Origin of the sequence: Lentzea xinjiangensis, assembly GCF_900110955.1 — a bacterium.
In the GTDB taxonomy this organism is placed as follows: Bacteria; Actinomycetota; Actinomycetes; order Mycobacteriales; family Pseudonocardiaceae; genus Lentzea; species Lentzea xinjiangensis.
The window spans coordinates 135,052-160,975 of record NZ_FOFR01000018.1; the positions used below are offsets into that span (position 1 = coordinate 135,052).

Annotated in this window: 26 protein-coding genes and 1 riboswitch; of the genes, 15 read left to right on the forward strand and 11 right to left on the reverse strand. The window is 70.3% G+C overall.

Annotated elements, in window-relative coordinates:
* The first annotated feature begins 9 nt into the window (after window positions 1-9).
* A complete protein-coding gene (locus BMW88_RS31080; RefSeq protein WP_089957611.1) occupies window positions 10-393 on the forward strand; it encodes a VOC family protein in 384 nt (127 codons plus the stop codon).
* Here the strand turns inward: BMW88_RS31080 and BMW88_RS31085 are convergent.
* Window positions 375-1,274, reverse strand: a complete 900-nt coding sequence (locus tag BMW88_RS31085; RefSeq protein ID WP_089957614.1) for an AraC family transcriptional regulator — start codon at window positions 1,272-1,274, stop codon at window positions 375-377. The two genes, BMW88_RS31080 and BMW88_RS31085, sit on opposite strands and share 19 nt — an antisense overlap.
* 83 nt (window positions 1,275-1,357) lie before the next feature.
* On the opposite strand from BMW88_RS31085, the gene BMW88_RS31090 reads away from it, so the two are divergent.
* On the forward strand, window positions 1,358-1,768 hold the full coding sequence (locus BMW88_RS31090) for an anthrone oxygenase family protein (RefSeq protein ID WP_089957617.1): 411 nt from the start codon (window positions 1,358-1,360) through the stop codon (window positions 1,766-1,768).
* Here the strand turns inward: BMW88_RS31090 and BMW88_RS31095 are convergent.
* Window positions 1,746-2,930, reverse strand: coding sequence for a cytochrome P450 (locus tag BMW88_RS31095; RefSeq protein WP_218148262.1), 1,185 nt, complete (start codon window positions 2,928-2,930; stop codon window positions 1,746-1,748). The two genes, BMW88_RS31090 and BMW88_RS31095, sit on opposite strands and share 23 nt — an antisense overlap.
* A gap of 36 nt (window positions 2,931-2,966) precedes the next feature.
* Complete coding sequence (locus BMW88_RS31100; protein ID WP_089957619.1) at window positions 2,967-5,051, reverse strand: RecQ family ATP-dependent DNA helicase; 2,085 nt, start codon at window positions 5,049-5,051, stop codon at window positions 2,967-2,969.
* Window positions 5,052-5,573: 522 nt separating this feature from the next.
* Here BMW88_RS31100 and BMW88_RS31105 point away from each other — a divergent pair.
* The 10 genes from BMW88_RS31105 to BMW88_RS31150 all read left to right on the forward strand — a co-directional run bounded on the left by BMW88_RS31105 (window position 5,574) and on the right by BMW88_RS31150 (window position 16,486).
* A complete protein-coding gene (locus BMW88_RS31105) occupies window positions 5,574-6,839 on the forward strand; it encodes a glutamate-5-semialdehyde dehydrogenase (protein ID WP_245778174.1) in 1,266 nt (421 codons plus the stop codon).
* Between the two features lie 16 nt (window positions 6,840-6,855).
* Window positions 6,856-8,025 (forward strand): cytochrome P450, encoded by a 1,170-nt coding sequence (locus BMW88_RS31110; RefSeq protein WP_089957624.1) that lies wholly within the window; start codon window positions 6,856-6,858, stop codon window positions 8,023-8,025.
* Between the two features lie 179 nt (window positions 8,026-8,204).
* Complete coding sequence (nadD, locus tag BMW88_RS31115) at window positions 8,205-8,786, forward strand: nicotinate-nucleotide adenylyltransferase (RefSeq protein WP_089957628.1); 582 nt, start codon at window positions 8,205-8,207, stop codon at window positions 8,784-8,786.
* Between the two features lie 85 nt (window positions 8,787-8,871).
* A complete protein-coding gene (gene cspE, locus BMW88_RS31120) occupies window positions 8,872-9,075 on the forward strand; it encodes a transcription antiterminator/RNA stability regulator CspE (RefSeq protein ID WP_030468099.1) in 204 nt (67 codons plus the stop codon).
* Window positions 9,076-9,216: 141 nt separating this feature from the next.
* Entirely contained in the window at window positions 9,217-9,600 is a 384-nt protein-coding gene (rsfS, locus tag BMW88_RS31125) for a ribosome silencing factor (RefSeq protein ID WP_089957632.1), read from the forward strand.
* Between the two features lie 8 nt (window positions 9,601-9,608).
* A complete protein-coding gene (locus BMW88_RS31130; RefSeq protein ID WP_089957634.1) occupies window positions 9,609-10,214 on the forward strand; it encodes a histidine phosphatase family protein in 606 nt (201 codons plus the stop codon).
* Window positions 10,211-10,924 carry a diglucosylglycerate octanoyltransferase gene (gene octT, locus BMW88_RS31135; RefSeq protein ID WP_177221491.1) on the forward strand — a complete coding sequence of 238 codons (714 nt, stop codon included), beginning with the start codon at window positions 10,211-10,213 and terminating at the stop codon, window positions 10,922-10,924. Before BMW88_RS31130 ends, octT begins: the two co-directional genes overlap by 4 nt.
* 20 nt (window positions 10,925-10,944) lie before the next feature.
* Entirely contained in the window at window positions 10,945-11,838 is an 894-nt protein-coding gene (locus BMW88_RS31140; protein WP_089957708.1) for a DegV family protein, read from the forward strand.
* Window positions 11,839-11,925: 87 nt separating this feature from the next.
* Window positions 11,926-12,615, forward strand: a complete 690-nt coding sequence (locus BMW88_RS31145; protein ID WP_089957640.1) for a ComEA family DNA-binding protein — start codon at window positions 11,926-11,928, stop codon at window positions 12,613-12,615.
* Window positions 12,616-13,708: 1,093 nt separating this feature from the next.
* The gene (locus BMW88_RS31150; RefSeq protein WP_218148263.1) at window positions 13,709-16,486 is read left to right on the forward strand and encodes a DNA internalization-related competence protein ComEC/Rec2; all 2,778 of its coding nucleotides are present in this window, start codon (window positions 13,709-13,711) and stop codon (window positions 16,484-16,486) included.
* Here the strand turns inward: BMW88_RS31150 and thrC are convergent, their stop codons facing one another.
* The gene (gene thrC, locus BMW88_RS31155) at window positions 16,487-17,743 is read right to left on the reverse strand and encodes a threonine synthase (protein WP_089957646.1); all 1,257 of its coding nucleotides are present in this window, start codon (window positions 17,741-17,743) and stop codon (window positions 16,487-16,489) included.
* An 11-nt stretch (window positions 17,744-17,754) separates the two neighbouring features.
* Window positions 17,755-17,874: riboswitch (SAM riboswitch) on the reverse strand.
* Between the two features lie 78 nt (window positions 17,875-17,952).
* On the opposite strand from thrC, the gene holA reads away from it, so the two are divergent.
* Window positions 17,953-18,930 carry a DNA polymerase III subunit delta gene (gene holA, locus BMW88_RS31160; protein ID WP_089957649.1) on the forward strand — a complete coding sequence of 326 codons (978 nt, stop codon included), beginning with the start codon at window positions 17,953-17,955 and terminating at the stop codon, window positions 18,928-18,930.
* Between the two features lie 96 nt (window positions 18,931-19,026).
* On the opposite strand, the gene BMW88_RS31165 is transcribed toward holA, so the two are convergent.
* The 6 genes from BMW88_RS31165 to BMW88_RS31190 all read right to left on the reverse strand — a co-directional run bounded on the left by BMW88_RS31165 (window position 19,027) and on the right by BMW88_RS31190 (window position 24,188).
* Window positions 19,027-19,836 (reverse strand): hypothetical protein, encoded by an 810-nt coding sequence (locus BMW88_RS31165; protein WP_089957652.1) that lies wholly within the window; start codon window positions 19,834-19,836, stop codon window positions 19,027-19,029.
* A 96-nt stretch (window positions 19,837-19,932) separates the two neighbouring features.
* On the reverse strand, window positions 19,933-20,199 hold the full coding sequence (gene rpsT / locus BMW88_RS31170) for a 30S ribosomal protein S20 (RefSeq protein WP_089957654.1): 267 nt from the start codon (window positions 20,197-20,199) through the stop codon (window positions 19,933-19,935).
* A 123-nt stretch (window positions 20,200-20,322) separates the two neighbouring features.
* Window positions 20,323-22,587: a glycoside hydrolase family 3 N-terminal domain-containing protein gene (locus tag BMW88_RS31175; RefSeq protein ID WP_143116346.1), complete on the reverse strand. Its 2,265-nt coding sequence runs from the start codon at window positions 22,585-22,587 to the stop codon at window positions 20,323-20,325.
* 114 nt (window positions 22,588-22,701) lie between these two features.
* Window positions 22,702-22,932: a hypothetical protein gene (locus BMW88_RS42300; RefSeq protein WP_177221492.1), complete on the reverse strand. Its 231-nt coding sequence runs from the start codon at window positions 22,930-22,932 to the stop codon at window positions 22,702-22,704.
* Window positions 22,933-23,022: 90 nt separating this feature from the next.
* Window positions 23,023-23,259, reverse strand: a complete 237-nt coding sequence (locus BMW88_RS31185; RefSeq protein WP_089957659.1) for a type II toxin-antitoxin system antitoxin — start codon at window positions 23,257-23,259, stop codon at window positions 23,023-23,025.
* Complete coding sequence (locus BMW88_RS31190) at window positions 23,259-24,188, reverse strand: SPFH domain-containing protein (RefSeq protein WP_089957662.1); 930 nt, start codon at window positions 24,186-24,188, stop codon at window positions 23,259-23,261. The genes BMW88_RS31185 and BMW88_RS31190 overlap by 1 nt, the downstream gene beginning before the upstream one ends.
* Before the next feature lie 73 nt (window positions 24,189-24,261).
* On the opposite strand from BMW88_RS31190, the gene BMW88_RS31195 reads away from it, so the two are divergent.
* Window positions 24,262-24,696, forward strand: a complete 435-nt coding sequence (locus BMW88_RS31195; protein ID WP_245778175.1) for an NUDIX hydrolase — start codon at window positions 24,262-24,264, stop codon at window positions 24,694-24,696.
* 243 nt (window positions 24,697-24,939) lie between these two features.
* Here BMW88_RS31195 and BMW88_RS31200 read toward each other — a convergent pair whose 3' ends face one another.
* Window positions 24,940-25,281 carry a hypothetical protein gene (locus BMW88_RS31200; RefSeq protein ID WP_089957665.1) on the reverse strand — a complete coding sequence of 114 codons (342 nt, stop codon included), beginning with the start codon at window positions 25,279-25,281 and terminating at the stop codon, window positions 24,940-24,942.
* A gap of 33 nt (window positions 25,282-25,314) precedes the next feature.
* Between BMW88_RS31200 and BMW88_RS31205 the strand changes: the two genes are divergently transcribed.
* Window positions 25,315-25,515, forward strand: coding sequence for a hypothetical protein (locus BMW88_RS31205; protein ID WP_089957668.1), 201 nt, complete (start codon window positions 25,315-25,317; stop codon window positions 25,513-25,515).
* Window positions 25,516-25,924: the final 409 nt, after the last annotated feature.

The following is a 25,924-nucleotide window of genomic DNA, read 5'->3' on the forward strand; positions in this document are numbered from 1 at the left end:
ATCATCAGCGTGCGATCTGTTGGTTTGGTGACGTTGGTGGTCCGCGACTACGACGAGGCGATCCGCTTCTACGTCGAGGGGCTCGGTTTCACGCTGGTCGAGGACGTTCCGCAGGGCGACAAGCGCTGGGTCGTGGTGTCGGCCGGCGCGGGAGCGTCGCTGTTGCTGGCGCAGGCCGACGCGGAGGAGCAGCGGGCACGGGTGGGCGACCAGACCGGTGGCCGGGTCGGGTTCTTCCTCACCACCGACGACTTCGACCGCGACCACACGCGGATGACCGAGTTCGGCGTGCGTTTCCTGGAGACGCCGCGCAATGAGGTCTACGGCCGTGTGGCTGTGTTCGAGGACCTCTACGGCAACCGCTGGGACCTGCTTCAGCCCGCCCGAGCCTGACCGGGGGAGACGCCGACGATCCGTTTGAACGCACGGCTGAAGGCAGCCTCCGACTCGTATCCGAGGCCTCGTGCGATCTCGCTGACGGTGCTGTCACGGTCCCGCAAGCGGTTCATCGCGACGTGCATGCGCCACCGCGTGACGTACCGCATGGCCGGTTCGCCGACGAGTCCGGTGAACCGCGCCGCGAACGCCGACCGGGACATCGCGGTCTGGTGCGCGAGGCGTTCCACGGTCCACGGCTGGGCGGGATCGCGGTGGATCAGCGCGAGTGCCCGCCCGATCTGCTGATCCTGCAACGCCCCCAGCCACCCGGTGCGTGCCGCCGGGTCGGTGGCGAGCCACGAGCGGATCGTCTGGATCACCAGCACGTCCGCGAGCCGGGTGATGACCGCCTCGCCGCCGGGCCGCAGGGTCCTCGCCTCGGCGGCCATCAGGTCGATCGTGGCGCGCATGTCGTCGGCGCGCCGCACGCACAGCATGTGCGGCAACACGTCGACGAGGTGCTTCGCCGCCGGGTCGTCGAACCGCACAGCACCACACACGAGGTGTGTCATGGCCCCACCGGCACCGTGCCGCAGGATCGCGTAGTTGCTGGTCTCGAAGGTGTGCGGCAACGTCGTGACCAACGGTGACTCCGCCTCGCCGTGGAAGAGCCGGTGGCTCTGCCCTCCGGGGACGAGCAGCACGTCGCCGGGTTCGAGCGAGGTGATCTCGCCGTCGACCTCGACGTCGCAGCGGCCGCTGGTGAGGACGTGGAACCACAGGCAGTCGGCCATGTCGGGCATCGTCAGGCCCCACGGCTCGGTGAGCTCGTTGCGGCAGTAGAAGGTGCCGGACATCCTCAACAGGTGCAGTGCCTCGCCCAGCGGGTCGCTCATGGCGTTGATTCTGGACGAACGAGCAAGCGCGTGCGATGAATTGTCATTGATGGTCCGGCGCTGGCGGGACACAGTTAAGTGCCATGGGGACCGTCACGTTGATCACAGCCGCCGCCACCGGCCTGATGGCCGGCATCTTCGCGGCCTTCTCCGTCGCCGTCATGCCGGGCCTCGCGGACCTGCCGCCCGACGGCGCCCGCGGTGCCATGCGCCGGATCAACGTGCGCATCCAGAACCCGGTGTTCCTGCTGCTGTTCGCCGGCACCGCCGTCCTGTGCGGCGTCGAGGTCTTCCAGGGCCGGATCGCGGGCGGGCTGCTCTACGTCGTCGGCTGCTTCCTGCTGACCATGGTCGTCAACGTGCCGATGAACAACCGCCTCGAACGGACCGATGACGCCTACTGGCCCGAGTACCTGCGCAAGTGGACGCTCTGGAACCACGTGCGCGGTCTCGCCTGCCTCGCCTCGACGGTCAGCCTGCTACTCGGATTCTGAGGCCGTGCCTGGGGCGCATGGCGGCCAGCCCGGCCGGCGTGACGCGCTGGGGGAGGAGCTCCGGTCTGGGCCCCTGCAACAACACCCTCAGCATCACGGTCAGCTCGGTCGTGGCGAGCCCGGCGCCGATGCACCGGTGCGGTCCGCCGCCGAAGGGCAGGAACTCGTGCGGCGCGGGCTTGCGCTCCCACCGGCCGGGGTCGAACCGCAGCGGATCCGGCCACACCTCGGCGAGCCGGTGCGTGACGTACAGGCTGTACAGCAGGAACGTGCCCTGCTTGATCTTCTTCCCGGCGAACTCGAAGGGCTGCGCCGCGACCCGTGCCGACACCACCGCCGGCGGATACAGCCGCAACGTCTCGTTGACGACGTTCGCCAGGTAGTCGTCGTCCTCCTGCGCGCGCTCCCAGACCCCGTTGTGCCGCAACAGGTTGAAAATCGCCCAGGCCATCGCGCCGCTGGTCGTCTCGTACCCGGCCGCGATCAGCGTGACGACCTGGTCACGCACCTCCAGATCGCTCAGACCGTCGCTCTGCACGAGAGAGGTGAGCACACCACTGGCCATCGCGCCTTGGCGCGCCTCCTCGATCGCGCGGTAAACACGCGCGTCAACGGCTCTGCGCGCCCGCATCGCGTTGCGCCAGGCCGGTGCCTTCGTCCGGCGAAGCCACGTGACCACCGCCGGGTTGCGGTCGATGAGGTTGATCAGCACCTGCAGGTGCGCCCCGAAGAAGTCCGAGTCCCGCGCCAGCTCCTCGCCGAACAACGCGTGGATCGTGCTGCGCCGGATCGCCCGCCGGAACTCCTGGTAGACGTCGACCACGGCACCGGGCCGCCACGCCTCGACCGCCGCCTCCGCGTTCGCGCGCATGACCGGCACGTAACCCGCGATCTGCCGATGTGCCAGCGCCGGCTGCACGAGCCGGCGCCGCCGCTGGTGGTCCTCCCCGTCGCTGACGATCAACGACGTGGGCCCGTCCACCGGCACGAGCGACTGGAACGCCCGCTCCACCTCGAACAGCTCGGCGTGGGCGAACACGAACCGGTTCGCCTCCGGCCCGAGCAGGTAGGTGTACGGGCCCACCCGCACGACCGGCCCGAAGCGCCGGTAGAGGCCTGCGAGCAGGTCGGCCTGCCGGAACCGCACGACGTCCGGAGTCATGACCGGAACAGTGCCACACCCGGCCGGCCGCCGAGGTCAGTTCGTCACCGCCAGCGCGAACGGCAGCACCGCGGGCACGCCCTCCTGCCTGAGCATCCGGGCCGCCACGGTCATCGTCCACCCGGTGTCGATGTGGTCGTCCAGCAACAGCACCGGACCGTCCACACCGGACACGTCGGGCGTCTCGCCCGCCCGCACGAGCCCGGCGAGCCGCTGGGCGGAGTTCGCCCGGTGCGTGGACTCGCCGAGCCACACCGTGCCGAGCAGCGGCAGCCTGCCGATGGACGCGATCTTCTGCCCGAAGCTGCCGACCAGGGCGGGGCGGCGCCGGGACCCGACGGTCACCACGCCGACCGGCCGCTCCTCCCAGCCCCAGGCCGACAGCACCTTCACGCACGCCGCGAACACGTCGTCCGGGATCTCCCGGTCGGTCCCGTCGGCGAGGAGGTCCCTCAGCCGGTTGCCCCAGCCGATGTCGGTGAGGCGGCCGAGCGCCCGTCCCGTGGCCGCCACCTCGGAGGCGGGGATCTTGCCGGACAGCGGCACACCGATCGCGGCCATGCCGGTCGGCCACATCTTGCGCGGGGCGACGTCGAGACCCGGCCGCAGCAGGCGTTCGCGCGCCGCTTCCGCCGCCACCTCCGAGACCTCGACCGACAGCCGTTCGCCCGTGCAGTTGTCGCAACGACCGCAGTCGTGCGCGCTCGGGTCGTCGAGCTGGTCCTGCAGGAACTTCATCCGGCACAGCGAGGTCCGCTGGTACTCGATCATGACCTGCTGCTCGGCTTTCCGCGCTTGCGCGATGCGCGCGTACCGTTCGCCGTCGTACTCCCACGGCCGTCCGGTCGACTCCCAGCCACCGCGCACGCGGCGGACCGCGCCGTCGACGTCGAGCACCTTCAGCACGACTTCGAGCCGCCCGCGCGACAGTTCGACCATCGGCTCCAGGGCGGCGGTCGACAGGGGCCTGCCCGCCCCGTCGAGCGCGGCCAGCACCTGCCGCACCACCGTCTCGGCGGGGAAGGCGAGCGAGGCGAAGTACGCCCAGATGTCGCGGTCCTCGTGACCCGGCAGCAGGATCACCTCGGCGCGGTCGACGCCACGGCCCGCCCGGCCGATCTGCTGGTAGTACGCGATGGGGGAGGACGGCGCGCCGACGTGGACGACGAACCCCAGGTCCGGCTTGTCGAAACCCATGCCCAGGGCCGAGGTGGCGACGAGCGCCTTGACCCGGTTGTTCAGCAGGTCCTCCTCGGCGCGCTCGCGTTCGGCCGGGTCGGTCTTGCCCGAGTACGCCGCCACCGCGAAACCGCGCGAGGCCAGGAACGCCGCGATGTCGTCGGCCGCCGCGACCGTGAGCGTGTAGATGATCCCGGAACCGGGCAGCCGGTCGAGCTGTTCCGCGAGCCACCCCAGGCGCGACTCCGCGGTGGGCAGCAACGCGACCGAGAGGCGCAGGCTGTCGCGGTCGAGCGGCCCGCGCAGCACCAGGGTGCCCTCGTCGGCGCCGAGCCCGAGCTGCTCGGTGACGTCGTGCACCACCCGGTCGTTGGCCGTCGCCGTCGTCGCCAGCACGGGCACCCCCTGCGGCAGCTCCGCCAGCAACGTCCGCAACCTGCGGTAGTCCGGCCGGAAGTCGTGCCCCCAGTCCGAGATGCAGTGCGCCTCGTCGACGACCAGCAGCCCCGCCGACGCCGTCAGCGACGGCAGCACCGCGTCGCGGAAGTCGGGGTTGTTCAACCGCTCCGGGCTCACCAGGAGCACGTCGACCTCGCCGGCCGCGACCTGCTCCTGCACGGCGTCCCACTCACCGGGGTTCGCCGAGTTGATCGTCACCGCGTGCACGCCGGCCCGCGCCGCGGCGTCGATCTGGTTGCGCATCAACGCGAGCAGCGGTGACACGATGACCGTGGGCCCCTCGCCGAGCTGGCGCAGCAACGCCGTGGCGATGAAGTACACGGCCGACTTGCCCCAGCCGGTGCGTTGCACGACGAGCGCCCTGCGCCGCCCGGCGACGAGGGTGTGGATCGCGGTCCACTGGTCCTCGCGCAGCACCGCCTCCGGGCCCGCCAGTGCCCGGAGCCGCTCCTCCGCCAGTTCTCGCAACGCGATGTCGTCCATGGGGAGCAGCTTGCCAGGCGGTACCGACAGTGTTCGATGGCCGCTGCTTCGCAGCGGCGGCGAGTTCGCCGGGGAGTCGGTCATCCGGCCACCGCTTCGGGCCGAATCGCAGTGTTGGATTGCCGCTGCTTTGCAGGCGGCGGCGAGTTCGCCGGGGAGTCGGTCATCCGGCCACCGCTTCGGGCCGAATCGCCTGCGGCGGTCGACCCGAAGAGGTGACCGGACGACCGACGCGAACTCGCGGACAGGTGTCGGGGCGGAGCAAGCTTGCCAGGCGGTGCCGGCAGTGTTCGATGGCCGCGGCTTCGCAGCGGCGGCGAGTTCGCCGGGAAGTCGGTCATCCGGTCACCGCTTCGGGCCGAATCGCCTGCGGCGGTTGACCCGAAGAGGTGACCGGACGACCGACGCGAACTCGCGGACAGGTGTCGGGGCTCTTGTTGCTGGTGACAGCGGGGCGCGGGGGTGCTGGGCGGGGCCTGAAACCGGTTTGGACGCTCCGCCGCTGGTCGTAAGCTGTTCGGCGTGACTGATGACCTGCGCGACCAGGTGCACGCCGCAGCCCGCCGCGCCCGCGTTGCCGCCGACGAACTCGTCCTCGCCACCCGTGAGCGCAAGGACGCCGCGCTGCACGAGATGGCCGCCGCCCTCCGCAGGCGCGCGCCGGAGATCATCGCGGCCAACCGCGAGGACCTCGCAGCAGGCGAGGCCGCCGGTCTCCCGGAGGGCATCCTCGACCGCCTCGCGCTGACCGAAGCGCGGGTGGAAGGCGTGGCCAAGGCCCTGGAGACCGTCGCGGTGCAGGCCGACCCGGTCGGCGAGGTGCTGCGCGGCAGCACGTTGCCGAACGGGCTGGAGCTCAGGCAGGTCCGCGTCCCGATGGGCGTCGTCGGCATGGTCTACGAAGGCCGCCCGAACGTCACGGTCGACGCCGCAGGCCTCGCGCTGAAGTCGGGCAACGCCGCGCTGCTGCGAGGTTCCTCGACCGCCGAGCGCTCCAACACCACGCTCGTCGCCGTCCTGCGCGATGCGCTCGAAAGCGTGCACCTGCCGGCCGACTGCGTGCAGCTGCTGCCCTGCCACGACCGCGCGTCCGTCACGCACCTCATCACCGCGCGCGGCCTGGTCGACCTGGTGATCCCGCGCGGTGGCGCTGGCCTGATCAACGCCGTCGTCGAGCAGGCCACGGTTCCCACGATCGAGACCGGCGTCGGCAACTGCCACGTCTACGTCGACGCGAACGCCGACCTCGACATGGCCGAGGCGATCGTCCTCAACGCCAAGACGCGGCGCACCAGCGTGTGCAACGCGGCGGAGTCCCTGCTGGTGCACAAGGACGTCGCGGCGGAGTTCGTCCCGCGCATCACCAAGGCGTTGCAGCAGGAGAACGTCACCATCCACGGCGACGAGCAGTTCGCCCAGCAGCCCGACGTCGTGCAGGCGGGCGACGACGACTGGGGCACCGAGTACCTGAGCCTCGACATCGCGGCGAAGGTCGTCGACTCCCTCGACGACGCCGTGCGGCACATCGCGACGTACGGCTCCGGCCACAGCGAAGCGATCGTGACGAACGATGTCGCAGCAGCACGCAGGTTCACGGCCCGTGTGGACGCGGCGGCGGTCTTCGTCAACGCCTCCACGGCGTTCACCGACGGCGCGGAGTTCGGCATGGGCGCGGAGATCGGCATCTCCACGCAGAAGCTGCACGCGCGCGGTCCGATGGGCCTGTCTGAGCTGACGTCCTCGAAATGGGTCGTCTGGGGCGAAGGCCACACGCGGCCGCGCGGATAGTCCTACCTTCGGAGGCATGGCTCCCACGTATCCGTTCTCCGAAGCCGACGGCCTGACCCTCGATCCGACGTACGCGCGGTTACGGCGCGACGAGCCCGTCTCGCGCGTGACGTACCCGTACGGAGGCGAGGGCTGGCTCGTCACGTCCTACGAAGAGACGAAGTTCGTCCTCGGTGACCCGCGGTTCAGCCGTGCGAGGACGGTCGAGCGGGACGTGCCGAGGATGCAGCCCCTCATCGCACCGGGCGGCTCCATCCTCACGCACGACGGCGCGGACCACGCGCGCATGCGCCGGTTGGTGTCCAAGGCGTTCACGGTGCGCCGGATCGAGGAGCTGCGTCCGCGCGCCCAGCAGATCACCGACGAGCTGCTCGACCGTCTGGACAACCCCGGTGACCTGGTCGAGGGCTTCACCATGCCGTTCCCGATCACGATCATCTGCGAGCTGCTCGGCGTGCCGTTCGAGGACCGCGACGACTTCCGCATGTGGTCGAACCAGGTGCTGTCCACGGTCGGCGGCTACACGCCGGAAGAAGCGATGCACGGCATGATGAAGCTGCACGCCTACTTCGTCGACCTTGTCGCCAAACGTCGTGCGAATCCCACGGACGATCTGATGGGCGCGCTGGTCGCCGCCCGGGACAACGAGGACCGGCTGACCGAGGACGAACTGGTCCGGTTCGGCATCACGTTGCTGGTCGCGGGACACGAGACGACAGCGAACATGCTGGCCAACAGCGTCGTGACGCTGTTCGAGCACCCGGACGCCATGAAGCGCCTCCAGGACGACCCCGCTGTGCTGCCGAACGCGATCGAGGAGCTGCTGCGGTTCATCCCGCTGGGCAGCGGCGCCGGCTTCACCCGCATCGCGACCGAGGACGTCCAGGTCGGCAACGCGCTGGTGAAGGGAGGCGACGCCGTGCTGGTGGTCGTGTCGTCGGCGAACCACGACGAGTCCGTCTACCCGAACAGCGCCGAGCTGGACCTGGACCGCGAGGTGGGCCAGCACCTGCAGTTCGGCCACGGCATCCACTTCTGCCTCGGCTCGCAGCTCGCGCGGATGGAGCTGCAGGTCGCGCTCGGCACGCTGGTGCGCAGGATGCCCGGTCTGCGGCTCGCGCAACCGGTCGAGTTCCGCAAGGGCTCGCTCGTCAGGGGACCTCTGAAACTGGTCGTGGCCTGGTAGGGAAGATCTTGGCCGAGTCGCGTCACGGGAGCCGCGGACCCGCGTTCCTCCAGTGCGCGGCTCCGCTCCGGGGTGGGCCGCGACCCGAACGGCCCGCCCTCCCCCCGGGCCGTGCGGTGTGATCAGCACGACCGGCGCCGGGCCTCGGGAGCGGCCCGGCGCCGGTCTACGCTGGATCGATGCGCATCGGCGTCATGGGGGGCACGTTCGACCCCATCCACCACGGCCACCTCGTGGCCGCCAGCGAGGTGCAGGCCAGGTTCAACCTCGACCGGGTCATCTTCGTGCCGACGGGTCAGCCCTGGCAGAAGGCGTCGCGGGAGGTCTCGCCCGCCGAGGACCGCTACCTGATGACGGTCATCGCCACGGCCTCGAACCCCCGGTTCTCGGTCAGCCGGGTGGACATCGACCGCGACGGCCCGACGTACACCGTGGACACCCTCACCGACCTGAAGGAGCAGTACCCCGACGCGGACCTGTTCTTCATCACCGGCGCCGACGCGCTGGAGCAGATCCTGTCGTGGAAGCGCGCCGCGGACGCGTTCGAGCTCGCTCACTTCATCGGGGTAACCCGGCCGGGTTACGCGCTGAACGACCGCCACCTGCCGCCGGGCTCCGTCTCGCTCGTCGAGGTCCCGGCCATGGCGATCTCGTCGACCGGGTGCCGCGCGCGGACCGCCTCCGGCCAGCCCGTGTGGTACCTGGTTCCGGACGGCGTGGTCCAGTACATCGCGAAAACGGGCCTGTACTCCGAGTCGTAACCACGTTCGAGCGGATTTTGCGTGCATCCGTGGGCTCGGGAAGCAACAATCAGCGGGTTGTTGCTGGTTCGTGGAAGGCAAGACTTTGGCTACAGGCACCGTGAAGTGGTTCAACGCCGAGAAGGGCTTCGGCTTCATCGCCCCCGACGACGGTTCGGCTGACGTCTTCGTGCACTACTCGGAGATCCAGTCCAAGGGGTTCCGCTCGCTCGAGGAGAACCAGAAGGTCGAGTTTGAGGTCGGCCAGGGCCAGAAGGGGCCGCAGGCCCAGCAGGTCCGCCCGCTCTGAGCTCCACGCAGGTGAAGGCCACCTCAGGGCACTGAGGTGGCCTTCGTCATGCTTACGCGCGAAGTAGCCGTTTGGCGCTCGCCGGTACCCTCAGTAACTCGTGTGGGCGTATCGACGCCCGCCGGAAGTCAGAGGAGTGACGTGGCAGCCACCGACGAGGCACGACGGCTGGCGCTGGTCGCTGCGAACGCAGCGGCCGACAAGAAGGCGCACGACGTGACGGTGCTCGACGTCTCCGACCAGCTCGTGATCACGGACGTGTTCGTGATCGCGTCCGCTCCCAACGAGCGGCAGGTCGGCGCGATCGTCGACAACATCGAGGAGAAGCTGCGGGAGGCCGGCACGAAGCCGGTGCGCCGCGAAGGGGCCCGCGAGGGCCGATGGGTGCTGCTGGACTTCGTGGACGTCGTGGTGCACGTGCAGCACACGGAGGAGCGCAGCTTCTACGGCCTGGAGCGGCTGTGGAAGGACTGTCCCCGCATCGAGTTCGAGGCGGACGTCCCCGCCGACTCCGCGGCCGAGTGAGGTAGCTGATGGCCCTGCGCCGGCTCGTGCTGTGGCGGCACGGTGAGACCGACTACAACGCGACAGGTCGTCTGCAGGGGCACCTGGACTCGGCGCTCACCGAGACCGGCTTGAACCAGGCCAGGTTCGCCGTCCCGGTGCTCGCCGGGTTCGAACCCGAGGTCGTGGTCGCCTCCGACCTGCAACGCGCGCGTGACACCGCGCGGGTGTTCACCACGTCCGCGGAAGTCCCGTTGCGGATCGACGAGCGGCTGCGGGAGACCCACCTGGGCAAGTGGCAGGGCCTGACCACGGCCGAGGTGGAGCAGGAGTGGCCGGGCGCCGTCACCGTGTGGCGCACCGACCCCACCTACACGCCGCCGGACGGCGAGTCGCGCGTGGAGGTGGCCGAGCGGGCCATCAAGGTCGTCCACGAGGTCGACGCGGAGTTCTCCGAGACGGTCCTGCTGTGCGCGCACGGTGGCCTGATCAGCGCGTTGACCGGGCGCTTGCTCGACCTGCCGGTGCGGAACTGGTCGCAGCTCGGCGGCATCTCGAACTGCCACTGGACCGTCTTCACGCGGCGCAACGACCGGTGGCGGCTGTCGTCGTACAACGCGGGCACCACGCGTTGAGACTGCTGGTCCTCGGCGACTCGCTGTCGTTCTTCGGCCCGTCCGGACCGCTGCCCGCCGATCATCCGCGGCTGTGGCACAACCTCTGCGCAGCCGCGCTGGGTGGTTCGGCGGAGCTGGCGGCGGGGTTCGGGTGGACGGCTCGGGACGCCTGGTGGGCGTTGACCGGCGATCCGAGGATCTGGTCGTTGCTGCCGCGTACGGACGTGCTGGTGTTCGCGGTGGGCAGCATGGACACGCTGCCCTCGCCGTTGCCCACGTATCTGCGCGAAGGGTTGCGTTATGTGCGGCCGGACTGGTTGCGGCGGTGGGCGCGCGCGGGCTATCGGGCGGTGCAACCGCGGTTGGCGCCCTATGCGCGCGCATCCCTGCCTCCCGCGCTGACCGTGCGCTATCTGCGGGACATGCTCCAGTCGGTCCGCAATCTGGAGTACACGATGCCGGCGGTCGGCATCGTGCCGTCGGTGCACCGGGCGCCCACCTACGGACATGCGCACCAGGGCCACGCGGCTGCGGTTTCGGCTGTGCGCGGGTGGGCCGCAGATGCGGATGTGCCGCTGCTGGACCTGCCGGCGGTGATCGGGGAGCACGTGCGGTCCGGTGCCGGAAACCCCGATGGGATGCACTGGGGCTGGCAGGGCCACGAGCTGGTGGCCGAGGCGATGGCCTCGCTCATAACGTCCGTGGCGATGAGTCCCTCGGACGAGTGAGCCCCGTAGGCTCGTCGCTCGTGCGCATCTCCATCGTCACCGACTCCACGGCATACCTGCCCGAGGGGTTCGCGAAGCGCCATTCGATCACCGTGGTGCCGCTGCACGTGGCCGTGGACGGCGCCGGACGTCTCGACGGCGTCGACTTCGGCTCCTCCGAGCTGGCCGCGGCCCTCGCCGAGCACCGCCGGGTGACCACGTCACGTCCCACTCCGGGCGAGATGGCCTCCGTGTACCGGGAGGTGCTGTCGTCGTCGGATGCGGTCGTGTCGCTGCATCTCTCCCGTGAGCTGTCGGGCACCTGGGAAGCCGCACGGCTGGCGGCCGAGGAGATCGGTCCTTCCCGCATCCGCGTCGTGGACTCGCGCTCGACCGGCATGGGCCTGGGGTTCGCGGTGCTGCGCGCGTGCGCGGCCGTTGCCGCCGGCAGCTCGCCCGACGAGGTGGAGCAGGCCGCGGCCGCCGCTGCCCGGCAGACCCGGATGTTCTTCTGCCTCGAGACGCTGGAACACCTGCGCCGGGGCGGGCGGATCGGCACGGCGGCGGCATTGGTGGGGACCGCGCTGGCAGTAAAGCCGTTGCTGCACATGGAGGACGGCCGGATCGTGCCGCTGGAGAAGGTGCGCACGATGAGCCGGGCCGTGGGCCGGCTGGTCGACCTGGCGGCGGCCGCGGCGGGGGACGGCCCCGTCGGCCTGGCGGTGCACCACCTGGCCGCTCCCGAACGCGCCGCCGAACTGGCGACCCGCCTGGACGAACGCCTGCCGGGCTCGACGGGATGCGTGATCTCCGAGGTCGGCGCGGTGATCGGCGCGCACACGGGTCCAGGTGTGCTGGGTGTCGTGGTGCTGCCGGGAGGACCGGACATCCTCCCACGAACCCCCGACAATTCCCGCTCCCCGAAGCACGAGTGATCGCGACCTGTCCACAACCCGCGAGTAATCCACAGCCGCGGAACTCACCCCGCCTCCCCACCGCTCCCGCTCCGTAACGTCGCCCGCATGTTGCCCCGCCCCCATCCGGACGACCGCCCGAGCGAACGCCTGGCCGCCCTGGCCGACAAGGTGCGAGCCGACCCGACCCTGGTCTACGCGCACTCGGAGGACTCGGACGAACACGGCCCACCCCGCCGCCGCTTCCGCCTGCCCCGCCTGCCTCGCCGGGGTCTGCTGGCCCTGGGCATCGCCGTCGCCTGCACGGTGGTGGGCCTGGGCAGCTGGTGGCAGAGCCCGGCGGCCGAGCCCGCCCCGGCCCTGGCGCTGGTGAGCACCACGGCACCCGCCCCCGAACTGGTCGTGAACGTGATCGGCGAGGTGGCGAACCCAGGCCTGGTCACGGTGACGTCCGGCGCCCGCGTGGCCGACGCCCTGCGCCTGGCGGGCGGTCCCCGGCCGGGCACGGACCTGCACGGCCTGAACCTGGCCCGCAAGGTCGCCGACGGCGAACAGATCGCAGTCGGCGTCCCGCCCCAGCTCCCCGCCGCGGCCGGCGCCACCCCACCCAAGCTGAACCTGAACTCCGCCACCGCCACCGAACTCGACAACCTCCCCGGTGTGGGCCCGGTGACGGCCCAGCGCATAGTCGACCACCGCACCCGCAAAGGCCCGTTCGCCTCGGTCGACGAACTCCGCGAGGTGGAAGGCATCGGCGACTCGAAGCTCGCGAAGCTGGCCGACCTGGTCCACACCTGACCCTCGCCACAGCGGCCCCGGCTCTCTCACCGCCGCCCACTTGCGTCCCCCGGCTCCCTGACCGAGGCAACTCGTCATCTCCCGGCGACCTCCGGCTCGTTCCCACCGGTGCCCCGGAAGTCGTCATGCCGTCCTGCCTTGCGGAGCCCGTTTTCCGCCTCCGGTTCGTTCCCGCGGGTGTCCCGGAAGCGGCCATGCCGCCTTGCCCCGCTGACCTTCACCGACAGGAGCCAGCCCATGCCGTCCGTGCGCATCCCAGCCGACTTCGTGCGGAGTTCGCCTGCCGCACTCCCAGCCGCGGTCCGGTTGCGCCGCGCGCTCTCCGCCCTCGGCTCGCTCTCGCGGGTGTCCCGGATACGGCCATGCCGTCTTGGCCCGCTGACCCTCATGACAGGAGCCAGCCATGTCGTTCGTATGCATCGCCAGCCGACTGGCGCGGGGATCGCCCGCTGCCATTGGCAGCCGCCGATCTGCTCCCGGTCGCGGCGCGCGCTGTCCGCCTCCGGTTCGTTCCGCCAGCGCCCCGGAAGCCATGCAGTCTCGCCCCGCGGACTCACCAATAGGAGCTAGCCATGTCGTTCGTGCGCATCGCCAGCCGACTTCGTGCGGAGTTCGCCTGCTTCCACTCCCAGCCGCGATCTGCTTCTGGTCGTGGCGCGCGTTTTCCGCCTCCGGTGCGTTCCCGCGGGTGTCCCGAATACGGCCATTCCGTCCTGCCCCGCTGAGCCCCACCGACAGGAGCCAGCCATGTCGTTCGTGCGCATCGCCAGCCGACTTCGTGCGGAGTTCGCCTGCTTCCACTCCCAGCCGCGATCTGCTTCTGGTCGTGGCGCGCGTTTTCCGCCTCCGGTGCGTTCCCGCGGGTGTCCCGAATACGGCCATTCCGTCCTGCCCCGCTGAGCCCCACCGACAGGAGCCAACCCATGCCGTCCGTACGCATCACCAGCCGACTTCGCGCGGAGATGACCCGCCACCACTCCCAGCCCCGACCCGCTCCCAGCCCCAGCCCCAGCCCCAGCCCCAGCCTTCCTCAGCCCCGCCAAGGCAGCCCGACCCTCGAACCCCGCCTCCCCGCCGGACAGCGGAGGCCGCAGTGGTCCGCCGCCACCTGAGAACGCACGACCACCGCCTGGTCCCCGCCGCCACCGCCGTCTGGGCGACCGCCGTGGCCGGCCTCTTCCTGAGCTGGCAGGCAGCAGTGCTGACGGGCCTGGCCGCTGGAGCCATCGGCTTCATCGCCTGGCGAAGGGCGTGGTGGACCAGAACCTGCGCCATCGCCCTGCTGATCTCCGGACCGGTGGCGGCGGCCTGGGTGGGCGGCAACGTCCTGAGAGCCGAGACCCACCCGTTGCGCCTGGCCGCCGACGAAGGCAGGAGCACCACCCTCACCGTCGAGCTCACGACCAGACCGAAGGGCATCAGGGCCGCGGGCTTCGGCGGCCAACAGGCAGGGGTCGACAACGTCGTGATGACCGCGACCGCGAACGGCGCCCAGCTCGTGCTGCTGGCACAGGCCGACAGGTGGCGAGACCTGTTGCCGGGTCAGCAAGTCGCGGTCAAGGGCACGCTGGCGCCACCGCGGGGCGGCGACCTGGCGTCGGCGCTGCTGAGGGTCAGGGGACCGCCGATCGCTCCGCAGCCGCCCCCGGCGTGGCAGAGCTGGGCCGACGAGCTCCGCGACGGGCTGCGGCGAGCCGGTGCCGTGCTGGACGACGAGGAAGCCGGTCTGTTGCCGGCACTCGTCGTGGGCGACACCGAGCAGATGGTGCCGCGCATCGTCGACGAGTTCCGCACGGCGGGTCTGGCTCACCTGCTCGCGGTGAGCGGCGCGAACCTCGCCATCGTGTGCGGCGCGGTCTACCTGCTGCTGCGGCGGCTCGGGCCACGCCAGGCCGCCGTCGCGGCGCTGGTGGCGCTGGTCGGGTTCGTCATCTTGGCGGGGCCGGAGCCCAGCGTCCTCAGGGCGGCGGTCATGGGTGCTGTCGCACTGCTGGCGCTGGTGCTGGGGCGGGAACGATCGGCGGTGCCCAGCCTCGCGACGGCCGTGCTGGTGCTGGTGCTCGTGGATCCGGCACTGGGCGGCGATCCCGGGTTCGCGTTGTCGGTCGTGGCGACCTCGGCGTTGGTGCTCATCGCCCCGAGGTGGGCGCGGGCGCTCAAGCAGCGCGGTGTGCCGAACGGGCTGGCCGAGGCGATCGTGGTGCCGACGGCCGCGAGCCTCGTCACGGCGCCGTTGGTGGCCGGGCTGTCCGGGCAGGTGAGCCTGGTCTCGGTGGTGGCGAACCTGATCGCCGGTCCGGTGGTCGCGCCGGCCACGGTGCTGGGTGTCGTGGCCGCGGTGATCGCGCCGTTCTGGCCGGCGGCGGCCGAACTGGTCGTGCACGTCGCAGGCCCGGCGGTCACCTGGCTGATCCAGGTCGGCAGGCAGGCCTCGACCGTGCCCGGCGCGGCGGTGAGCTGGCCGGACGGCTGGATCGGCGCGGCGGCGCTGACCGCGGCCGTGGCCGCGGTGGTCCTGTTGCTGCGGTTCAAGAAGACACGGACGTTGGTGGTCGCGGCGCTCGTGGGCGTGTTCGTCGTGCTGGTGCCGATGAGAGTGGTCGCGCCGGTCTGGCCGCCGGACGGCTGGAAGGTCGTCAGCTGCGACGTCGGCCAGGGCGACGCGTTGGTGCTGGCCACGGACGAACCCGACCGCGCTGTCGTGGTGGACACCGGCCCCGACCCCGGTGCGATCGACCGGTGCCTGAAGACGCTGGGGATCAAGAGGATTCCGCTGCTGGTGCTCACTCATCTGCACGCGGATCACGTCGGCGGACTCGAAGCGGTGCTCACCGGGCGTGCGGTGGGCGCGGTGGCGGTGAGTCCGCTCAAAGAGCCCGCATGGGCCTGGAGGGAGGTCAACGAACAGGCCCGCACCCACGGCGTGCGGGTCGTCGAGCCCGGGGCGGGGGAGCGGTTCGCCCTGCCAGGGCTGCAACTGGAGGTGCTGGGACCACGGCGGCGGCCCGCGCACGGAGACGCGAACACGACCGTCAACGACTACTCGCTGGTGCTCAAGGCCCACACCAGGGCAGGCCGGGTGCTGCTCACCGGTGACGTCGAGCTGGCCGGTCAGGCGGCGCTGCTGGGGGAGCGGGACCTGGGCGCGGAAGTGCTCAAGGTGCCGCACCACGGCTCGCGCTACTCGCTGCCGGCGTTCCTCGAAGCCGTGCGGCCGCGGGTCGCGCTGGTGAGCGTCGGCACGGAGAACAGGTACGGCCACCCCAGTCCGCACGTGATCGACCTGCTGCGGGCGGGAGGTGCGCTGGTGTTGCGCACGGACAAGGACGGCGACCTGGCGGTGTTGCCGGGGAACCGGATCGTACGGAGGAGAAGAGATGGACGAAGTCTGGATCAGGCTGCACAACGCGCGTTACCCGATCACCGGCGGCACGCCGGGACTCGCCTGGGCGATGTGGCAGCCGAACTACTCGGCGACACCGTGGCCGCACGACGAGCTCAAGCCCGATTTCGGCTACTACATCTGCGAAACGCTCGACGACGGCACCCGAGCCCTCACCGGCAAGGCGACCGCGACGCACGTGCTGCCGCCCACCGAGGCGACGAAACCGGAGGAGGCGTACGACCTCGTGGCGGAGCACGTGTTCGACGACAGCCTGCGCATCGAGCCGCAGGTCTGGCACGACTACTACTACAACGTGCTCAAGGCAGACGCCCCGTGGCCCCAACGCGTCGTGGCGTGGCGCGCGAACGTGGAACCGGTCGGGCCGCACGTGCTGGACAGCCTGCGGCGGTTCCCGCGCACCGGGTGGATCAAGACGAACGCGATCTCCCTGGAGGCCGGGGAGATCGCGTTCCGGGACGGAGGTGACTAGCCCAGGGCCTTGATCACGGCCTCGGCCGATGGCGGCACCGTCGCGCGCGGGCCGACGGTGTCGCCGAGCGCGTCGAGGGTCTTCAGGCCGTCGCCGGTGATCAGCAGCACGGTCTCGGCGTCCGGGTCGAGCTGGCCCGATTCGATCAGCTTCTTCGCCGTCGCCACGGTCACGCCGCCGGCGGTCTCGGCGAAGATGCCCTCGGTGCGGGCGAGGAGCTTGATGCCCTCGACGACCTCTTCGTCGGTGACGTCCTCGATGGCGCCGTTGGTGCGCCGGACCGCGTCGAGCACGTAGGGGCCGTCGGCCGGGGCGCCGATCGCCAGCGAGCGGGCGATGGTGTCCGGGCGGACCGGGCGGATGACGTCGTGGCCCGCCTTGAAGGCGGCGGAGATCGGGGAGCAGCCGGTGGCCTGCGCGCCGAACACCTTGTACGGCGTGGCCTCGACGAGGTCGAGCTGGCCGAGCTCGCGGAACGCCTTGTCGACCTTGGTGAGCTGCGAGCCGGACGCGATCGGCACGACGATCTGGTCGGGCAGGCGCCAGCCGAGCTGCTCGGCGACCTCGTAGCCGAGCGTCTTCGAGCCCTCCGCGTAGTACGGGCGGACGTTGACGTTCACGAACGCCCAGTCCTCGTTCTCCGCGGCGAGTTCCTGGGCAAGGCGGTTCACGTCGTCGTAGTTGCCGTCGACGGCGATCAGGGCGCCCTCGTAAACGGCGCTCATGAGGATCTTGGCGCGCTCGAGGTTGGAGGGGACGAGGACCACCGACTTCCAGCCGGCGCGGGCGGCGGCCGCGGCGACGGCGTTCGCCAGGTTGCCGGTCGACGGGCAGGCCAGCACCTTGAAGCCGAGCTCGCGGGCCGCGGCGAGCGCGACGCCGACCACGCGGTCCTTGAACGAGTGCGTGGGGTTGCCGGTGTCGTCCTTCACCCAGATCTTGCGGACGCCCAGCGCCTTGGCGAGGTTGTGCGCCTCGACCAGGCGGGTGCCGCCGGGATCGGTGTTCGGGTGCTGTTCCACAGTGGACGGAACGGGGAGGAGGCCGCGGTAGCGCCAGATCGACCTGGGACCGGCTTCGATGTCCTCGCGCCGGATCTTGCCGAAGTCGTAGGCCACTTCCAGCGGCCCGAAACACTCCAGACAGGCGTACTCAGGAGCGAGGGGAGTCTCATTTCCGCACTCACGGCACAGCAGCGCGCGGGCGGGGCCGAGATCGAACTTGGTGCTCGTGGGCACAGAGACAGCAGTCATCGCGAGGTATCTCCTCATCTTTCCCGCGAAAGCGAACGGGTCGGAATTGGCACCGTGATCGTCAACGCGTTGCGCTGACGCCGGTTGCCGGGGCTTCTTCGGGCCGGTCCCTCTGCCCCTCTGGATGAGCGGTGTTCAGTTGTGGCTATCAAGCTACGGCAACAGTCCATTGCTCAGCCACAGATTTCCACGATCCGGGACGTGGGAGGATGCGGAGCGTGAGCGCACCGGAGTCACTGCACCTCGTCATCGGCGAGGAGGAGCTGCTGGTCGAACGCGCTGTTCGGGCGGCTCTCGACCGAGCCCGCGAGATCGATCCGAACGCCGACCTGACCCGCGTGCAGGTGACTGATCTCACGCCTCCGGAGCTGGCGGAACTGGTGAGCCCGTCGTTGTTCGCGGAGGGCCGGGTGATCGTCCTGCAGAACGCGCAGGACATCGGCAAGGAGACCGCCGAGACGGTGCTCGCCTACGCGAAGGCGCCCGCGGACGGGGTCACGCTCGTCGTCGTGCACACCGGTGGCGGCCGCAGCAAGGCGGCGAAGGACCTGCCGGGCCAGCTCAAGAAGGCCGGCGCCGCGGTCACCGAGTGCGCCAAGGTCACCAAGGCAGGTGACCGCGAGGCGTTCGTGCGCAACGAGGTGCGGCGGGCGGGCGGCAAGATCGACCCGGAGGCCGTCGCCACCCTCATCGACGCCGTGGGCACGAACCTGCGCGAGCTCGCCGCGGCGGCCTCGCAGCTCGTGTCCGACACCGACGGCAAGGTGACGGTCGAGGAGATCCGCCGCTACCACCAAGGCAAGGCCGAGGTGACGGGGTTCGCGGTCGCCGAGAAGGCCGTGACCGGTGACAGGGCCGGCGCGATGGAGGCGTTGCGCTGGGCCATGCAGCTCGGCGTGCCGCACGTGCTCGTCGCGGACGCGCTGGCGGACGCGGTGCGCACCGTCGCGCGGGTGTCCGCGGTGGGCCGGGCCGACCCGTTCAGCCTGGCCGGGCCGCTCGGCATGCCGCCGTGGAAGATCAAGAAGGCGCAGGCGCAGGCCCGCGGCTGGGACCAGCCGGGTCTGGCCGACGCCATGCAGGTGGTCGCGGGGCTCAACGCCGACGTGAAGGGCGTGGCGGCCGACGCCGGTTACGCGCTGGAGCGCGCCGTGCTCAGGATCGTCGCCGCGCACGGCCGTCGTTGATCACTGCGCTCGTCCACCACTGCGCTCGTCCACCACTGCGCTCGTCCACCACTGCGCTCGTCCACCACTGCGCTCGTCCACCACTGCGCTCGTCGATCACCGCGGTCGAGGGATCCCGATCAGGTACTGGGCTCCGGTGAAGCCGGGTTCGACGCCGATCGTCCAAGTGAACGACTCGGTACCGGCGAGGCCGTCGACCAGCCGGCGCAGCTCGCCGCGCCCGTACATGCGCAGGAACGACACCACGCTGTCGAAGAACATCATGAACGGCAGCACCGGAACCACGTACGTCAACGCCAGCCGCAGCAGGTAGCGCGGCAGGGGGTTGCGCTGGAACGGCGCCGCCAGCAGCACCGCCAACATGAGGAAGAACGGGAAGAGCAGCACGTACGGCAACGACCGCTTGGTGTCGACGACGACGATCGGCTGCCGCGTGTCGACGGCGTTCTGCAGGATCCGGGCGGCGAGCGGCGGCGGGAAGTGGTGGAAGGCGCCGTAGATCGTGCGCGTCCCCTCCAGCCGGCAGTCCGTGGCGTCGACGGACGAGGTCACGTGGTCCAGTGAGCAGCACGAGCCGGGCAGCCGGCGACGGTTACGGTCGGCCGCGCGCCGGAACGCGAGCACGTTCGGCACCAGGTCCGTCAACGTGACCCGGGTGTGCACGCCTTCCCGGTGCAGGCGGCGCTGGACGAGCGGCAGCGGTCCGCCGGAGCCCGAGCAGAGGTCGACGATCCGGTGGTCGGCGCCCGAACGCAGCGCCAGCGCCAGCGGGCGGGAGTACTCCCGCGCGGCGTCCGTCAGCCGGTAGATGGTCACGATGGACTCGGTGTGCAGGGTGCGCAGCACGGCAGGGGTCCGGTCGAGGTCGTGGAGCTCGACGAAGCCGATGCGCGGGATCGATTCCATGGGATCTACGCCTACCGTGCGGGCGGCGGAAAGCGAAGGGGTCCACTTCCGGCCGGAAGTGGACCCCTTCAGAAGCCCGGTGCGCGACGAGCGGAATCAGCCCTCGAGCTGGTTCACGCGCAGCGCCATCGCCGACTTCTTGTTGGCGGCCTGGTTGGCGTGGATGACGCCCTTGGTGGCGGCCTTGTCGAGCTTGCGGGACGCGTCCTGCAGCAGCTCCAGGGCCTTCGCCTTGTCACCGGCCTCGGCAGCCTCGCGGAACTTGCGGATGGCCGTCTTGAGCGACGACTTGACCGACTTGTTGCGAAGGCGCGCCTTCTCGTTGGTCTTGATCCGCTTGAGCTGGGACTTGATGTTCGCCATGCGACATCACCCTTCTTGTCGAAACCGGAGTTCGTGACGCGCTTGGTCGGCGCCAGCCCAGGGCTGGTTCTCCTCCACGGCGGAGTGCCGCGCATTCACGACGACGAAGGATATCAGGCCAGCTCAGCGCACCGTGAAAGCGGCCTTCTCCGCGCCCACCACGGCCTCGTAGGCGCCGCGTGCCACCTCACGCCGCCCGCCACCGTCCACGTCGCCCACGGTCAGCGCCAGCCGGGAGAGCTCGAACGGCACCTCCACCTGCTTCGACTGCCCCGCGGCGAGCTCCACTCGGGTGAAACCGACCAGCCGCAGGTCAGGCGTGAGGACGGGAGAGGCCGGCTGACGGACGTACACGGGCACGATCGCCGTGCCCGCTCGCCCGCCGGTGTTCGCCGCCGTGAACTTCACCACGCCGGCACGACGATCAACGGACACCGTCGTCCCCGAGGTCGCGAACGAGGTGTACGACAGCCCGTGCCCGAACGCGTAGAGCGGGTCGTACTTCGCATCCGCCGCGGTGTTCGCGCCGGGTAGCTGGTCGTAGGTGAGCGTGGGGTCGCCCAGGGCCTTCGGCCACGACACCGGCAGCTTGCCGCTCGGGTTCACCGCGCCGAACAGCACGTCGGCGAGCGCCCGGCCACCCTCGCTGCCCGGCAGCCAGCCCGCGACCAGCGCGTTCGCGTCCTCCGCCGCTCCGAGCACCTGCGGACGCGCGGTCAGCAGCACCACGACCACCGGCTTGCCGGTCGCCTGCACCGCGTCCACCCACGCCTGCTGCGCGGCGGTCAGCGCCGGGGTCTCCGTGTCGGCGGGGCCCTCCGCGCCGGGCTTCTCACCCAGGACGACGACCACCGCGTCCGCGCCGGCGGACTCCGCCACCGCGGCCGCCGGAGTCGGCGCGTGCACCACGGACGCGCCGGGGGCGGCCTCGCGCACACCGGTGAGCACGGTGGCCGTTGGCGGCAACGGCGAGTTCTCCGGCACGCCCTGCCACTCCACGGTCCAGCCGCCGAGCTGCCGGCGCACGTCGTCGGCGGTCTCGCCGGTCACCACGATCTTCCTCGCGGCGCCGGACAACGGCAGCACACCGTCGTTCTTCAGCAGCACCGCGCTCTCGGCCGCGGCCTGCCGCGCGAGCCCGCGGTCCGCGTTCACCACGTTGCCGTCGGCCTTCGCCGGGTCCGCGTAGGGCTTCTCGAACAGCCCCAGGTCGAACTTGAGCTTCAGGACGCGCCGCACCGCCTGGTCGATCCGCCCGCGCGACACCGAGCCGTCCCGCACGTTCGCCAGCAGCAGCGAGGTGAACTCGGCCGCGTTCGACGGCTCCATGGCCATGTCCACGCCGGCGTTGACGCTCATCGCGATCGCCGTCTTGTAGTCGGGCGCGACCTTGTGCCGGTCGACCAGGTAGCGCATGTCCTGCCAGTCCGAGACCGCGACGCCCTTGAAGCCCATGCGGTCGCGCAGCTGTGTCTGCAGCATGTACTTCGACGCGTGCACCGGCACCCCGTTGAGCGAACCGGAGTTGATCATCACGGTCTTCACGCCCGCGTCGAACTGCGCCTGGAACGACGGCAGCACGACGTCCTGCAACTGCCGGACCGGGATCTGCGCCGCCGCGCGGTCGTGCCCGTTGCCGGGAGCCGAGTACCCCGCGAAGTGCTTGGCGGTCGCGGCCAGCTGTGCCGTGTCCTCGACTCGGGTCTGCTGACCGCGCACGTTCGCCGCCGCCAGCTCACCCGACAGGAACGGGTCCTCGCCGTAGGTCTCGTAGTAACGGCCCCACCGGGTGTCCCGCGCGATGTCCGAGACCGGCGCGAAGTTCCAGAACACGCCGGTGGCGCGCAACGCCTTCGACGCGGACACGCCGATCCGCTCCTGCAGCCCGGGGTTCCACGTCGCGCCGAGCCCGATCTGGTGCGGGAACATCGTCGCCGAGATGACGTTGTTGTGCCCGTGCACGCCGTCGGAGCCGTAGATGATCGGGATCTTCAACCTGTTGTGCTCCAACGCGTAGCGCTGGATCGCGTTGTTCATCTCGGCCCACGCCCTGGGCGTGTTCTCGACCGGCGCGTCACCGCCACCGGACAGGATCGAGCCCACGTGCGCGTCCGAAAGCACCGCCTTCAGGCAAGACTCGACCAACGGTCCGTTGGCGTTGTTGCAGTCGCCGCGCAGCTTGCCCACGCGGATCTGCGCCATCTGCCCGATCTTCTCCTCGAGCGTCATCCTCCGCAGCAGGTCCTCTACCCGCCGCTCGGTCGACGCCCGAGCGTCCAGGTAGATCTCCTTGCCCGCCGCGACACCACCAGCCGGTGTCAGCGACGCGATGACCACAGCAACACCCAGCACGCCGAGACCGGCGCGTTTGCGGGAGAACAAAGACAAGACTCCTCCACGTTCTCGTGCGCCCGCCGCACACGATCGCGTGGAGGAACCGGTGAGGACACCTCCGTTGGGAGGAACTCCCGGAAAGCGGTTTCACGCTGGTGAAACGGCTGTTCACCGGCTCGGGGCAGCACCGCTTCTCCCTATTTCCGGACCGGAGCCGCCCGCGACGCGCCGGAGGATGGCCGGCACCTGACCGTTCTCGAACACCCGGACGGCGTGCTCGGCCACGGCCTCGGCCTGCGACGGGACATCTGCCGGGAGATCCGCCGGTTCCAGCCCGACGTCGCGTTCGGCGGCGGCTTCGAGGTCGAGACGCCCTACGGGTTCGACCAGGCCGACCACCGGGCGACCCGTTGCGCCGCGGTGTCGCCTCGCTCGAAGCGCACGCCGCGTACTTTTCCGCGCTCGCGGACCACCCCGCTCCCGCCGACCTCAGCCCGAGGTTCCTCGCGACCGTTCCTCCGGCTCGTCGTCGGGCTTCTTCGGCGGCCTGCCCCGGCGAGGCATCTTCTTCGCCTCGCCGGGCAGCCGGCCCGCGTCCGCCAGCGCACGCCGCAGCAGGAACTCGATCTGCGCGTTGGTGCTGCGCAGCTCGTCGTTCGCCCACCTGCTCAACGCGTCGTGCACGGCCGGGTCGAGCCTGAGCAGAACACTTTTGCGATCGGCCATCAGGTGTAGAGCGACCCGGTGTTCACCACGGGCTGGGTGGAGCGGTCACCGCACAGGACGACGAGCAGGTTCGACACCATCGCCGCCTTGCGTTCCTCGTCGAGCTCGACGACGTGCTGCTCGGCGAGCCGCTGCAGCGCCAGTTCAACCATGCCGACGGCACCTTCCACGATCCGGGAGCGGGCCGCGACGACCGCGCCCGCCTGCTGCCGCTGAAGCATGGCGTGCGCGATCTCCGGTGCGTACGCGAGGTGGGTGAGCCGCGACTCGATCACCTTCACACCCGCGGACTGCACCCGCGCCGAGATCTCGATCGCGAGCGTCTCGGTGATCTCGTCCGCGTTCTCCCGCAGCGACAGACCGGCCTCGTCGTGGTTGTCGTAGGGGTAGCTCGTCGCGATGTGCCGTACGGCGGTCTCCGTCTGGATGCCGACGAACCGCACGAAGTCGTCGACCTCGAACCGTGCGCGCGCCGTGTCCTCGACCTGCCACACGACCACGGCGGCGATCTCGATCGGGTTGCCGTCCGCGTCGTTGACCTTCAGCGTCTGCGTTTCGTGGTTGCGGATCCTGGTCGAGATCTTCTCCCGCGTGGTGAGCGGGTTCGCCCACCTCAGGCCGTCCGTGCGGACCGTGCCGACGTACCGGCCGAGGAACTGCAGCACCCGCGCCTCGCCGGGCGCGACGGTGAACAACCCCCTCAGCACCACCGCTCCCGCCAGGAACAGCAGAACGCTGGTGATCAGCCAGCCCACCGGCGGCTCGCCGGAGTCGACCGCCGACCCGATCCCCTCGATGATCGTCCACACACCCACCGCGAACACCGCCAACCCCAGGAAGAACATCGGCAGACCGGTCAGCTCCCGCGCGCGCTTCTCGCGCACGGCAGGCGCCGGCATGTGGACCGTCGTTTCGATGGATGCGTTCATCCAGACCCCCTAGCGAAGTAGTATCTAAGTGATATCACTTTTTTCGCGATGATCGCAAGTTACGCTGGCTCGTGTGAAGGCGAAGAAGCAGCGTGTGGCCGCGTACGGCGTGTGCATCAACGGTGACGACGAGATCCTGCTGGCCCGCTGGCTCGGCCCGAAGGGCAAGCGGTGGATCCTCCCCGGCGGCGGCCTCGACCACGGCGAGCACCCGCACGACGCGGTCATCCGGGAGTTCGAGGAGGAGACCGGCTTCGCCGTCGAGGTGCTCAGGTTGCTCGGCATCGACTCGGAGCTCCGCGAGGAGCCCGATCGCGACTACCACGCACTCCGCATCCTGTACGAGGTCCGGATCGTGGGCGGCGAGCTGCGGTACGAGGTGGACGGCACGACCGACCTCGCCCAGTGGTTCCCGGTGGCGGACATCGAACGACTGGAGCGCGTGCCTTCCGTCGACACCGCGATGGGCCTGTACCGGACCACACCGCCCGCCGGAATCCTGCGGTAACCGGATTCTGGGGCAACTCACGTTCGCCGCCGACTGCCCGCACTGGAGTTGGCGAATGTTCCGATCACTGGCCGCACTCGCCGCGGCCGACCTTGCTGTCGTCCTTCGTCGCCGTGCCGGCCCACTCGGCCGTTGTCGGCGTTTCGAGCGTGGCCTCCCTGCGGGCCGCACTCGACACCGCGCGACCCGGTCAGCGCATCGTGCTGGCCGCAGGCGTGCACACCGCCGACCAGCCCATCAGGATCACCAGGCCGGCATCACCGAGGCCGCCGAGCGCGTCGGCGGCACCGTGTTCACCCGCGGCGGCTTCGAGTTCGCGGCGGTGCGGGCTGTGACCGTCCAGGGCTTCGTCTTCGGGCGGACCAGCGCGATGTCGGTCCCCGCCGGAGTCCAGGCCACCCGCATCACCCGTATCCGGCTCGCCTGCAACAGAACACCGGGCGACCGGGCGATCGTGTCCGGCAAGGGCGCGGAGATCGACAGCGGCCCCACGTCCAAGGCGCACGACTGCCCGGACCGCGTGACGGTCGCGTTCAACACCCTGGTCGGCACCAGGGCCGTGGTCGACAGCGACGCCGCCGGCACCCGTCCGGATATCGCGCGGTCGACCCGAAGCTCGTGCGCGACGCGAACGGTTTCCTGCACTTCGCATCCGGGAGCCCGGCCGTCGACTCCTCCTCGGGCACGTACTCGTACGTGACCCGTGACTTCGATCCGCAACCGCGCTCCGGCAAGCGCGATGTCGGGGCGGACGAGCACAGCTCCTCCGCGGTCCGGAAGGCGCTGACGAAGGCCGATGTCGGGGTCGCCGCACCCTGATGCGGGCGTTTGTCCTGGTGATCGCACGTTTCGCGGGCACAGGGAGCCCCCGATTTGGAGATCGAAACACCCCCGTGTAATGTTCTCTCTGCCAGCGCGGAACGGGCCGGAAATCACACCGGAACGAGCGGGGCAAAGCCGGAAGACAGAAAGCCTCTGAGAGGCCGATTTGACACCAGCGCGAAACACCGAATAAGCTTCAGCAACACAAGCCCCGAGTGAAACTCTCCGGAAACGGAGATTGGATCCGGTGAGCGCGTGTTCTTTGAGAACTCAACAGCGTGCCGAAACACAGCCAGTAATATGAATACCCCTCGTCGGGGTATTCCTTTGAGTAGATAGACCAGATTGCCAGACATATTCCGTCTGGAGCGATCACACAATCCTTATTGGAGAGTTTGATCCTGGC

Bases quoted from the DNA above. Each gene is read 5' to 3' on its own strand.
- BMW88_RS31085 (WP_089957614.1), bottom strand. From the start codon at position 1,274: ATGAGCGACCCGCTGGGCGAGGCACTGCACCTGTTGAGGATGTCCGGC.
- BMW88_RS31090 (WP_089957617.1), top strand. From the start codon at position 1,358: ATGGGGACCGTCACGTTGATCACAGCCGCCGCCACCGGCCTGATGGCC.
- BMW88_RS31095 (WP_218148262.1), bottom strand. From the start codon at position 2,930: ATGACTCCGGACGTCGTGCGGTTCCGGCAGGCCGACCTGCTCGCAGGC.
- BMW88_RS31100 (WP_089957619.1), bottom strand. From the start codon at position 5,051: ATGGACGACATCGCGTTGCGAGAACTGGCGGAGGAGCGGCTCCGGGCA.
- BMW88_RS31110 (WP_089957624.1), top strand. From the start codon at position 6,856: ATGGCTCCCACGTATCCGTTCTCCGAAGCCGACGGCCTGACCCTCGAT.
- nadD (WP_089957628.1), top strand. From the start codon at position 8,205: ATGCGCATCGGCGTCATGGGGGGCACGTTCGACCCCATCCACCACGGC.
- BMW88_RS31130 (WP_089957634.1), top strand. From the start codon at position 9,609: ATGGCCCTGCGCCGGCTCGTGCTGTGGCGGCACGGTGAGACCGACTAC.
- BMW88_RS31145 (WP_089957640.1), top strand. From the start codon at position 11,926: ATGTTGCCCCGCCCCCATCCGGACGACCGCCCGAGCGAACGCCTGGCC.
- thrC (WP_089957646.1), bottom strand. From the start codon at position 17,743: ATGACTGCTGTCTCTGTGCCCACGAGCACCAAGTTCGATCTCGGCCCC.
- holA (WP_089957649.1), top strand. From the start codon at position 17,953: ATGCGGAGCGTGAGCGCACCGGAGTCACTGCACCTCGTCATCGGCGAG.
- BMW88_RS31165 (WP_089957652.1), bottom strand. From the start codon at position 19,836: ATGGAATCGATCCCGCGCATCGGCTTCGTCGAGCTCCACGACCTCGAC.
- rpsT (WP_089957654.1), bottom strand. From the start codon at position 20,199: ATGGCGAACATCAAGTCCCAGCTCAAGCGGATCAAGACCAACGAGAAG.
- BMW88_RS31185 (WP_089957659.1), bottom strand. From the start codon at position 23,259: ATGGCCGATCGCAAAAGTGTTCTGCTCAGGCTCGACCCGGCCGTGCAC.
- BMW88_RS31190 (WP_089957662.1), bottom strand. From the start codon at position 24,188: ATGAACGCATCCATCGAAACGACGGTCCACATGCCGGCGCCTGCCGTG.